Source organism: Dyadobacter sp. BHUBP1, from assembly GCF_050587785.1.
Taxonomy (GTDB): domain Bacteria; phylum Bacteroidota; class Bacteroidia; order Cytophagales; family Spirosomataceae; genus Dyadobacter.
In genome coordinates this window covers 405,067-417,156 of sequence record NZ_JBOBIH010000003.1, presented here as the reverse complement: position 1 = coordinate 417,156, position 12,090 = coordinate 405,067, and the positions used below count along the sequence as shown (strand labels likewise).

At 52.7% G+C, this 12,090-nt stretch carries 4 protein-coding genes; 3 read left to right on the top strand and 1 reads right to left on the bottom strand.

Annotation, left to right across the window (positions count from 1 at the left end; all coding sequences use genetic code 11):
* Positions 1-43 precede the first annotated feature (43 nt).
* The 3 genes from ACQ4MZ_RS13925 (at position 44) to ACQ4MZ_RS13915 (ending at position 10,745) form a co-directional block, all read left to right on the top strand.
* Positions 44-673 carry a LuxR C-terminal-related transcriptional regulator gene (locus ACQ4MZ_RS13925; RefSeq protein ID WP_430845679.1) on the top strand — a complete coding sequence of 210 codons (630 nt, stop codon included), beginning with the start codon at positions 44-46 and terminating at the stop codon, positions 671-673.
* Between the two features lie 160 nt (positions 674-833).
* Positions 834-10,001, top strand: a complete 9,168-nt coding sequence (locus tag ACQ4MZ_RS13920; RefSeq protein ID WP_430845678.1) for a T9SS type A sorting domain-containing protein — start codon at positions 834-836, stop codon at positions 9,999-10,001.
* A gap of 114 nt (positions 10,002-10,115) precedes the next feature.
* Positions 10,116-10,745 (top strand): response regulator transcription factor, encoded by a 630-nt coding sequence (locus ACQ4MZ_RS13915; protein ID WP_430845677.1) that lies wholly within the window; start codon positions 10,116-10,118, stop codon positions 10,743-10,745.
* Positions 10,746-10,754: 9 nt separating this feature from the next.
* On the opposite strand, the gene ACQ4MZ_RS13910 is transcribed toward ACQ4MZ_RS13915, so the two are convergent.
* Positions 10,755-11,126, bottom strand: coding sequence for a hypothetical protein (locus tag ACQ4MZ_RS13910; RefSeq protein WP_430845676.1), 372 nt, complete (start codon positions 11,124-11,126; stop codon positions 10,755-10,757).
* Positions 11,127-12,090: the final 964 nt, after the last annotated feature.

Below are 12,090 nucleotides of genomic sequence, written 5' to 3'. Positions count from 1 at the left end.
CCCTGATTGCGCAAGCACCATTCAGATGCACAACCCACCTACCATGACAATACTGATCGTTACCGATAATCATTTGTTTTCCCTGGCATTACACGCAATTATCAAGAATCAATACCCTGACGGAACCATTATCGAAACTGAACGCCTCAGGAACGCCATCGCGCTGTCGCAAGTGTCAAAAGTCGATGCGCTGTTCCTGGATATCGGCGCAGCCGACGCAAAGAATACAGACCTGATAGACGACTTCAAGAAAGCAAATCCACAGGCGGCCGTACTGGTGAACCTGGGTGACCAAACCCAGTTTATGTACAAATTTATCCGGGCCGGTGCCACGGCATTGTTCTCAAACAAGTCATTACCCGAAGAAATTAACGAGGGACTCAGGCACGCGGAAAGTCACACCCGATATATCAGCTCGGATGTCCAGCAGCAACTGCTATTCCATATTGTGGCGAAGCCCATCAACCGCACGCTGACCAAGCGGGAAGAAATGATGGCCGATTTGCTGATTGCCAACAAGTCACATCAGGAGGTAGCCGCGATCACCGGAACCAGCTCCAAAAGCGTGGGATACTACAAACGCCGGATTTTTCAAAAGCTGGAAGTAGGCAATCTGCTCGACCTTGCGGTCAAGCTCAACAAAGTCCTGATCAACGATGAAGGCGGCAAATAACTATTGCTCAGGCCAGACATTCCTCAATTGACCAACACTTCGCCAGGCAAGGCCCAATATGCACACACGACGGCATTATCCACTAAAACCTGCTGCCTATGAGACAAAGAAACATCTGAAAATTGCACCCAAATCTTGATTATTCATTTAACTATCAGTTATGCAAAAACGATTTCTACTGTTTCTGGCCCTTTGGGGCTGGACAACCTATGCGGCGCCGGCCCAAAAACCTCTGGCCCCCGCATTGCCTCCGCCGACTCAACGACCTGCCGAGCAGGTGACCAACGATCAGGCTTCGCAATGGCTCAAAAATGCAGCCGGCACGGGATTCGTCGAAAACCGGGGACAGTTGGTCAACCAGACGGGAAAACCCAACAAGGCCGTCAAATACCTGTTGAACCTGCCCCATATGAAGGTACAGCTGCGTCAAACAGGTTTCAGCTACGATACCTATAGAAAAAACAAGTTCCACCGCGTCGACATCGAGCTCCTTGGAGCGAACCCGGCGGCGGCGATCACCACCGGTCCCGCGACATCCGAGCCTATCAATGTGATCGGCGAAAATGGGGATTTTTATGGTATCCGCAGCTTCCAGACCGTTACCTACCACGACGTTTATCCGGGCATTGACCTGGAATTTGTTGCCCGCAAGGGAACGGAAAAGCCGGTTGAGTACAACTTCATTGTCCATCCTGGGGCAGATCCTTCCCTGATTAACCTCAAATACAAAGGTGCTAACCGGACTGTTCTCCAAAACGGCCGGGTTGTGATGGAACTGAACCATGGGAAGTTAAGCGAAAAAATTCCGGCTAGCTGGCTTGCACAAACAGGCAGGAAACTGAATGTCCGTTATCAGTTCCGGAAAGATGATGTATATGCCTTTCATGTACCGGCCTATGATAAGCGTAAAACACTCATTATCGACCCTACCCCGCAACTGGAATGGGCGACCTACTACGGCGGAACAGCTGTGGATCAGATCGCGGCTGTGGCAACCGATAATGACGGTAACATTTATGTAACTGGGAATACAGCCAGCACTGCCGGCATTGCTACTGCCGGTGCCTATGATGGGACTTATGGCGGCGGTGTAACGGGAACGACTCCAAACGAGGACGCCTTTCTGGCTAAATTCAACAGCTTGGGGCAGCGTATCTGGGCCACTTATTACGGGGGAGCCGGAAGGGATTTGGCCTCCGCTATAACCGTCCGTAACAATGTGCTGTACATTGGCGGAACAACCACCAGCACCGGTATGGCAACCGCCGGCGCCCATCAGACTACTCAAACCGCGGCGGACCAGAATACCGGCTTTCTGGCACGGTTCGATGCCACCACAGGCCAACGCACGTGGGGAAGCTATTTTGGAGGAAGCATGGCGTTTTTTCCTTCCAGGATCGTTGTCGACGACCAGAGCAATTTCTATGCGTATGGAAGTTTCATCACCGGTGGCCAAAATCCTCCAGGCATAGACATCGCTACACCCGGAACATTCCGGCCGACCCTTCCCAGCCTCATTGTCATTAACCAGATCCAGTCGGCCCTGGTGAAGTTCAATGATGCGGGCGTAAGGCAATGGGGTACCTACATCGATTTCAGCCAGGTTACTAATGCTACGATTTCCTATTTAGGCGCCATGGACCTCGATGCCGATGGTCAGATATACGTTTCGGGAGCGACCACCAGTACAGACCTTGCCGCCAATGCCTCGCAAGGGCAAACTAAAAACGGGTCGACCGATGGCTTTTTATTGAAAATCAATAAAACTAACGGTCAACGGACTTGGGGACGTTATTTCGGCGGCGTTCTGGGCGACTATATACACGATATACACATCGATAAGGCTGGGCAGACCATCTACACTGTTGGGCAGACGAAGAGTGCTTCGGGGATCAGTACTCCCGGGACCTTTATCGAAACTATGCCAGCCGGACTTGAAACTTCGGGACAATTGGTAAGAAGTACTTTTTTCGCCAGTTTTGATTTAAGCGGGACGCAAAAAATGGGTACATACCTGACGACTTCGATTTCGGCTATGACAATTGCCACCAGCATCACGCAGGATAACGCGGGTAACCTCAACATTGTTGGCCAATCGAACGATGCCGGTGCCGCTTTGGCTACCAATTGTTCTTACAAACCTGGGCCTGTTGGAAGCACGGATGTGTTTATGAACCGCTTTACGCCCCAAGGACAACGCGTTTGGGGTACTTATCTGGGAACGACAGGGGTCGATGCTCCTTATGGATTAGGAAACATAGCCGACGCCAGAGGCAAAAGCATCTCGACGGATCCGCAGGGTAATATCGTCGTCGTTTACAACACCACAGGTGCCAACGCGGCCACACCGGGCGCCTACCAGGAGACCTATGGCGGCGGGACCAACGACGGCGTCATTGCCAAATTCAACGACGGCTCGCTGCCCGATAATTTCGCGGTATCGGCCAGCACACTGGCCCCCATGACCCAAACTGCCTGTGTACTGGGCATTCCAGCGGTAATCGAAGGCAATGCGGTGGGTGTAACCTCACCGGCAACCTACACGGGAAAGGTTTTTTATCAATGGCAAAAAGCGGACAGCCCAACCGGCCCGTGGCAGGATATGCCCGGGGAGGTTTTTAAAGATCTGCAACCGCTAGCCTCCCAGACGACGCTTTATTACCGGCGGCTAGTGAAGGTCAATGCCGAACTTTGTTCGCAGGCGACCGTGGATAGCTCGCAGGTAGCCTCGGTCGTGATCAGCAGCAACGTGTCACCGATCGCCAATGCCGACGGCCCTCAATGGTTCGTTTGCGGAGCGGGCGCCAACACCGTTACATTGAACGGTACTGCTACCGGAGGTTCGGGTTCGTACAGCGCTTACCAATGGTTTACGGGCTCCACCAGCACCGGGACACCGGTAGCCTCTACCGCTTCGTTTACCACACCGGCCATCACGCAGGCAACGACCTACACCTTGAAAATCACCGACACGGCAGGTTGTGTGGACATCGATCAGGTGACCGTCGTTCCGGCGGTAGCTAATGCCGGTACAAGCCAATCGGTATGCCAGGGCAGCGGCGGTGTACAGATCGGTTCAACTCCGGTGGCCAGCCCCTCGGTAAGCTACGCGTGGACAAGCATTTCGGGCGATCCGGTCAGCAGCCTGAGCTGCACCAGCTGCGCGCAGCCCATTGCTAATCCTGCTTCCGCAACCACCTACCGCCTGACTGTAACGGTTACCCAGAAGAGCGGCGCTACGTGCAGCAGCACCAGTGATGTGACCGTGACGCCGGTAACAGCGCCTAATAATACACTGGCTTTTGCGGGTGCAGATCAGACGATCTGTAAAAACACCTCTACTACCCTGGGCGGTACTGCGGATAATACGTTCGCGTATACCTGGACACCCGGGCAATACCTGTCTTCTTTACAGGTAGCCAATCCTGTTTTTAATGCAGGGACCGCGGCCGTCACAGGCGGAGCAATCAATTATACGGTTACCGCTACCAGAAATGGCTGCGCATTCACGGACCAGGTACAGGTTTCGGTCCTCAACAACCGTATCACCGACCAGGACGAAACCATTTGCGGTCCCGCCTGGGTTTCCCACCTGGACGAAAACAATGCTGCCGGTGCTACCTATACATGGAGTATCGTAAGCGGCGACGGCACCATTCTGCAAACCCGTAATGGCGGTAAAGATGCCTATCTGAAAAGCAATAGCGGCGTTACGCGCTTCCGCCGGACGGTAACATTGAACGGTGTTAGCTGTACGGCCGATGTACTAATCCAACCCTGCACCGGGCCGGGAGCGACTTGCGACTTCGAAATCCTGACTTTGTCGGAGCAAGGATGTCCCAAAGTATTTGGCAGTACTGCATTGCGGCTGGGCAGTTCACTAGGCAATCCCGCCGACTACAACTTCTCATGGAGCCCCGCCAATCTGGTGGATAATGCCAATGCACAGACGGTAAATATCACTTCGACCGCCCAGGCTACGATCACGCTCACGGTGACCAATAAATACGATGCTTCGATCGTATGTCAGAAGTCGATCGTGATCAACCCACCGGGATGGGCATTGCCCGCATTCCCCACACAGGACAAATATACCTGTCCGAATGTCCCTGTGCAGATAGGCAACGCGCCTGTGGCAGGCTTTACCTACGCATGGACGCCTGCGCTGGGCCTGAGCAATCCAGCCATTGCCAACCCGATAGCGACTGTTGCCAACAGTCAGACCTTCGCGGTGGTTGTAACCGAAACAGCTTCCGGTTGTAAGACCAATGCCGAAGTTGTCGTGAATTCGTCTGCCCCTGTTGCCAATGCAGGCAATGACCGTGCGGTATGTAACGGCGCGACGGTAACACTCGGTACCGCTGCCCCTGCCGGCACTAACTGGACGTATTCCTGGGAGCCAGCCAACACCGCCTGGACTAACGGTACGGGGCCAACTGATGCGCAACCTCAGGTACAGTTTGCATTCGCGACGCCTCAGAGCTACATCCTGACGGTAACCGATCCGCTTTCAGGTTGTGTGGACAAGGATACGGTTGTACTCAGCAACACGGTTGCTACCGGCGAATATGCAGGAGCAGCGGTTACCACTTGTCAGGGAGCTGCCGTACAATTGGGCCGCGATGCGGTGCCATTCGCCCAATACGAATGGTTTATGGCCGATGGCGTAACGCCGGCCACCGGGCTTAGCTGCACGACCTGCGCTACGCCGACTGTCACCAACCCGACCGCTACTACGACTTACACAGTGAAGGTGAGCTATCCGGGATGTAATACCCCGCTGAGCGATCAGGTGACCGTTACGGTTAACCCGGTCAATGGTCTTGAACTGGTTGACCAAACCGTTTGTCCTGCCGGCCCGATCGCCATCGGCTACGGTGCAGCAGGCAACCCCGCCGCCCCCGCGGGCGCTACGTATGTATGGGCTCCCGCAACCGGGCTGAGCGCGACCAACGTCGCCAACCCGACCGCTACCGTCACCAGCGAGATGACCTACACTGTCACAGTGACTTTGCCCAGTGGATGTGTTTTCACCGACCAGGTGAAAGTCAGCCCGTCGGCCAATGCAGGTTCTGATGCCGTGCTTTGCCCTGGCGAATCAACCGTGATCGGGACCCCGGCCGTGGCAGGTGCTACCTACTCTTGGACAGGCGCAGGCATCGTCGGCGCGGCCAATGTTGCCCAGCCGACCGTCAAACCGGCCGCTACCACTACCTACACTGTTAGCGTGACCTTAAATGGCTGTACCACCACCGATCAGGTTGTGGTGAGCGTGAACACGCCTGCCGACTTTGCCATTACCGGTAATACCGCGATTTGTGAAGGCGGCCTGGCTACGCTCTCGTTGGCCGGTACTGCTCCTGCCAACACCACCTGGCAGTGGAGCCCGCTGGCGGGAGTATCTAATCCAAACGGTACCTCTACCACGGTAGCTGCTACTTCTACGCAAACCTACCGTTTGACACAGACCAACCTGACCACCGGTTGCAGCAACTACAAAGAAGTGGTAGTGGTAGTTAATCCAAATACCATTACCGCGACTGTCGACAATGTGGCACTTTGCGAGGGTACTTCGGCGGCATTGCCTTTGAATGTAACCTCTTCGGGCAACTATTCCTACGTATGGAGCCCGTCTGTAGGTCTTTCCAATGCATTCATCGCCAATCCGACGGTTACCACCGGTTCACCAGGAACTTATACGGTAACAGTAACCGACAATGCCAGCCAATGCCAATTGGTGAAACAGGTGAATGTCGCGATCAATGCACCTGAGGCGTGTTTCGCGCCGGTAACCCTGACGGGTAATGTATTTCATGATGCTAATGCATTGAAGGATGTGACTGTCAACAGTACAGCTACCGACGCGTCTATCCCGACCGGCCTGTACGTGACTCTGGTCGATTCGACAGGCGCGGCTGTGAAAACGGTGCCTGTGAATGCAGACGGTACTTATGACTTTGGCGTGACCGCTCCCGGCGATTACAGCATTGTGTTGCACCAGACTCAGGCCGGTTCTACTACGCCAAGCCTGCCTGCGGGTTGGGTGAATACAGGCGAGAACCTGGGCGCAGGTGTGGGTAGTGACGCAGGCGTAAATGGTATCCTGACCGGCATAACCGTGGCAGGTACGAATGTGACCAATGCCAACTTCGGCATTCAGTTGCCTCCGGTAACCACTGGCGGGACCGAGCCTACCCAACCAAACCCAGGCGGCACGACGACTGTCGATCTGACCTCGCATTTCGGACTAAGCGATACCGATGGAACTGTGACATCGATTACGTTCACCGAATTCCCTGACAATGTTACTACGATCACCATCGACGGTACAACCTACGTCGCCCCGGGCACAACGCCTGGCGCTGGTCAGCAAGTTTGGCCGGGGAATCTCACTGTCCCCGCAACCAGTCTGTCTGTTCTGGTCGACCCTGTCGATGGCGGCGCTGTTGTGGAAATCCCGTTCTTTGTGACAGACAATGGCGGTCTGGAAAGTAACGTCAGCACCGTAACCGCCGATTTCACAGTTCCGACTGTGCAGCTTTCGGGCAACGTATTCCACGATGCGAATGCATTGACTGACAGTACCGTCAATACAACCGGATCGGTAACGACCATTCCAGCAGGCTTGTATGTGTCGCTGATCGACAGCACAGGGGCTGTTGTTGCCACCGTAGCAGTCAATGCTGACGGTTCTTACGACTTTGGTAACGTGGAGCCAGGCACTTACAGCGTGGTGTTGCATCAGACAGCAGCCGGCTCGACGGTACCAAGCCTGCCAACCGGTTGGAATAACACCGGTGAGCATTTGGGCGCGAATACAGGCAGTGACGGAACGGTGAACGGTATTTTGCCAAACATCGTCGTAACCACTACCGATGTGACCAATGCCAACTTTGGTGTGCAGCAGCCGCCGGTTACGACTGACGAGGCCTTGCCTTCTTCGCCAAACCCTGGCGGCACTACCACCGTGGATATTTCGGGTGATTTCAATTTCACCGATCCTGATGGAACCGTGGAAACCATCACATTTACTCAGTTCCCTGAAAATGTGACGACCGTAACGATCAATGGTACAACCTACGTCGCGCCAGGCACGACCCCGGGAGCAGGCCAGCAAGTATTCCCTGATTCGGGCGTGACTGTGCCGGTAACAGGCTTGCAGGTGCTCATCGACCCGATCGATGGTAACCCGACTGTGGACGTGCCATTTACGGTAACCGACAACGGCGGTTTGGAAAGCAACGAAAGTTCGGTAACCAAGCCGTTTACGACTCCGATCGTCAGCCTTTCAGGTAACGTCTTCCATGATGCGAATGCATTGACTGATAGTACCGTCAATACCACCGGTTCGGTAACGACCATTCCAGCAGGCTTGTATGTGTCGCTCATCGACAGCACAGGGGCTATTGTTGCCACCGTAGCAGTCAATGCCGACGGTTCTTACGACTTTGGTAATGTGGAGCCAGGCACTTACAGCGTGGTATTGCATCAGACAGCAGCCGGCTCGACGGTACCAAGCCTGCCAACCGGTTGGAATAACACCGGCGAACATTTGGGCGCTAATGCCGGAAGTGATGGAACGGTGAACGGTATTTTGCCAAACATCGTCGTAACCACTACCGATGTGACCAATGCCAACTTTGGTGTGCAGCAGCCGCCGGTTACGACCGACGAGGCGTTGCCTTCTTCGCCAAACCCTGGCGGCACTACCACCGTGGATATTTCGGGTGATTTCAATTTCACCGATGCCGATGGAACCGTGGAAACCATCACATTTACTCAGTTCCCTGAAAATGTGACGACCGTAACGATCAATGGTACAACCTACGTCGCGCCAGGCACGACCCCGGAAGCAGGCCAGCAGGTATTCCCTGACTCGGGCGTGACCGTGCCGGTAACAGGCTTGCAAGTGCTCATCGACCCGATCGATGGCAACCCGACTGTGGACGTGCCATTTACGGTAACCGATAATGGTGGGCTGGAGAGCAACGAAAGTTCGGTAACCAAGCCGTTTACGACTCCGATCGTCAGCCTTTCAGGTAACGTATTCCACGATGCGAATGCATTGACTGACAGTACCGTCAATACAACCGGATCGGTAACGACCATTCCAGCAGGCTTGTATGTGTCGCTCATCGACAGCACAGGGGCTATTGTTGCCACCGTAGCAGTCAATGCCGACGGCTCTTACGACTTTGGTAATGTGGAGCCAGGCACTTACAGCGTGGTGTTGCATCAGACAGCAGCCGGCTCGACGGTACCTAGCCTGCCAACCGGTTGGAATAACACCGGTGAGCATTTGGGCGCTAATGCCGGAAGTGATGGAACGGTGAATGGTATTTTGCCAAACATCGTCGTAACCACTACCGATGTGACCAATGCGAACTTCGGCGTACAGCAGCCGCCGGTTGCCGATCCGAAGGATTACCTGATCGATCAGCCTGTTACTGACGCCATGATACCGCTCAACGGTTCGCACGTGAGTACAGGGGCGGGCACAACATCGCCCGACGGGCTCACCGGCGCCGATCCTGAGGACGGCACACTGAATGGCGATAACCATGACAGGACAATAGTGATCACGACCCTGCCCGACCATGGCGAGCTGTACTACAACGGCGTGCTGGTAACAGCAGGACAAGTAATCCCGAACTACAATCCTGACTCGCTGGCGATCAAACTTACAGGTACCGGCTACACCAGCATTACTTTTGAGTACGCTTATGTGGATGAAGCCGGTGAACAATCTCCGTCTGTTCCTTATACGATCCGCTGGGAGAAACCGCTTCCGGTAACGCTCGTGTCGTTCACCGCGACCGCACGTGAAAATGCGGTTGAGCTCAACTGGGCGACTTCGGAAGAAACAAACTCAGAGCGTTTCGAAATCCAGCGCAGCACCGACGGCAAGGTCTGGAAGGGCATTGGCGATGTTCAGGCGGAAGGTGAGAGCAACGTGAAAAAGAACTACACTTTCACGGATCATCAGCCGGAGGTCGGAGTTGGCAACGCCAATCTGTATCGACTGAAAATGGTTGACAAGGACGGGACGTTCGCATTCAGCGCAATCCGCAGTGTCCGCTTCGAAAGCAAACTGGAAAGCAGCATCTTTCCAAATCCGGTTATGAGTGAGCTCACGCTCAAAGTGACCAGTTGGAAACAGGTGAAAGCCATCCGGATCGATAATCTGGCAGGCTTACAGGTTTACAACTCCGGACCGGTCGATTCCGGCAAAGTAGATGTGAGCAAGCTCGATGCGGGGGTGTATATCCTGCGCATCACACACACTGACGGGTCGGTCCACACACACAAATTCGTTCATATCAAATAGTGTATTACGCTCATTAGTAGTTAACAGACGCTCCGGTAGCCGGTACACGGCTTACTGGAACGTCTGTTTCAAAAGTTTATCTCAAAAGATTCTCTTTTCAAATCCCTCCCTGCCATGAAGATATTGATTGTCGATGATCAGACGCTGCTCCGAACAGGAATGCGGCTACTGCTACAAACAATTTGCAACGACTATCGTCTTTTCGAGGCGCCCAACCTCGAAACGGCACTGTCTCTGCTGAGAAACGAGAATGGTATCGAACTCGTGATCAGTGAGATCAAAATCGACGGGATAATTACGCCGAACCTCGTGAATATTTTCAGGGGAGCCAAACCAGATGTTTCGATACTCCTCTATTCAGGATTGGCCGAACGGCTATATGCCTTGCCAGCGATGCGCTCCGGCGCTGACGGGTTTATTATGAAGCATTCCAAACCCAGTGAGTTGGTCCGCGCGATCATGATCGTGGCTTCCGGCGGCAAATATATGAGCTTGGAACTGCAATCATCCCTGTTGCCCAAGGTCGATGCAGGTTACAAGATAGAAGAGTTGGAATCGATCGACAGGCTCTCCGGCCGCGAACAGGTTATCATGGGCCAGGTGGCACTGGGTAAAAGCACCAAGGAGATTGCCTGCCTGCTCAATCTCAAATGCAACACCATCAGCACCTATAAAAAACGGATCTGCAGAAAAATGAATGTGACCGACAAGTTTGAACTGTACCAGAAGTCTCTTGCCCTCTAAGTATCTTTATCAGCCAAATTCTGGCATTACGATACCATTTTTATCCATATCATCAGCAATACCAAATTCTTCCGCAGGGTTAAAAAACGTATTACCGAACAGCGGGGCGATAGCCACTGCATGCCTATTGACAATCTTAACCAGAACCTTACAGTTTTTCAACTGACTCCACGCCTGTACGCCGCAAACTTCAAGACATCGGTATACGAACTTTCCCAGGTATGGTATATCACCTGCCCTGCCGCCTCTGACTCCGGAATGAAAGATTTCATGCCCTCCGAAAAAGAAGTTGACGCCTTTCACATTTATTTCCAAAGCGGCGGTGACAAATAAGTTGGCACAAGTATAAATGTGCGCCGCTTTTATTGCTCCTGTTTCCATAATGAATTATTTTTTCTGTTATGTAGACAATAAGTATACCTTATGACCTGACACGTATATAGGCTGGTATCAAAGAAAAAAGAGCCGCAGGTCGGGTTTACAAATCCCCAGGATGATGAAGAATGTACCAGAAGTCGTCAGCCAGTATGTCGCGGCCCTGCCGTCTTACGAGTAAATGGGGCAGAATTGCGCCTCCCATCGCTCCGAGAATCGAAGGAATAATACTTTTTTTAAAAAATCACTCGATTTTTTTGTAGTATTTCCGCGACATGACAGAGAGTCCATTTTTTGAGAAAGTGCATCTGTGCTACCCAATGACACATTCCTAGCGTAAGAGCAGGCATAATTCAAATAAATACTACCAATATTGTATAGTATATCTACATAAATGAGATATTGCGTAGAATTTATTTTATTGTATCATTGAGTCTCGTTTTGTAGTTTCACTTGTAAAATATTTCTATTAAGATCGTCCCGGGAACGATCGAGATCCAAGAATGTTCTACAAGCACCTGCAATTGAAAAAGTAAGCCAAAGGTTTTTGCCATTCGTAATCCTTTCATATAACCGGACAGATAAACATCATGGCAACTTCTACTTCAATTCCTACTGCAACTGACCATTTGACGCTTGCGTACCAGGGCGAGAGAGCTCCTCCGTCCCGTAATAGAGTGCAGGTCTAACTCCGCTAAAGCACTTGCTGCACAAGGCAAAATTTTCGCAACAAGCATAGATCCACCCAAACAGCCAGCTGTGTTGGTTGTTATTGTATTGTCTTGAACGAATGCCAAAGTTACCATTGGCGGTTTCTCTTACGCGCTTTTGCCAACTCAGCAGCGGTGCATCATTTTGTTCGTATATATACATTCGTTAACAAGCAGTTCGCCTTTGCCCAGGAGCCGTAAAAGGGCCACCAAGGTCTGTTATACCCTGAAAGACCAGGCGATCAGATTTTATTAATCAA

Bases quoted from the DNA above. Each gene is read 5' to 3' on its own strand.
- ACQ4MZ_RS13925 (WP_430845679.1), top strand. From the start codon at position 44: ATGACAATACTGATCGTTACCGATAATCATTTGTTTTCCCTGGCATTA.
- ACQ4MZ_RS13920 (WP_430845678.1), top strand. From the start codon at position 834: ATGCAAAAACGATTTCTACTGTTTCTGGCCCTTTGGGGCTGGACAACC.
- ACQ4MZ_RS13915 (WP_430845677.1), top strand. From the start codon at position 10,116: ATGAAGATATTGATTGTCGATGATCAGACGCTGCTCCGAACAGGAATG.
- ACQ4MZ_RS13910 (WP_430845676.1), bottom strand. From the start codon at position 11,126: ATGGAAACAGGAGCAATAAAAGCGGCGCACATTTATACTTGTGCCAAC.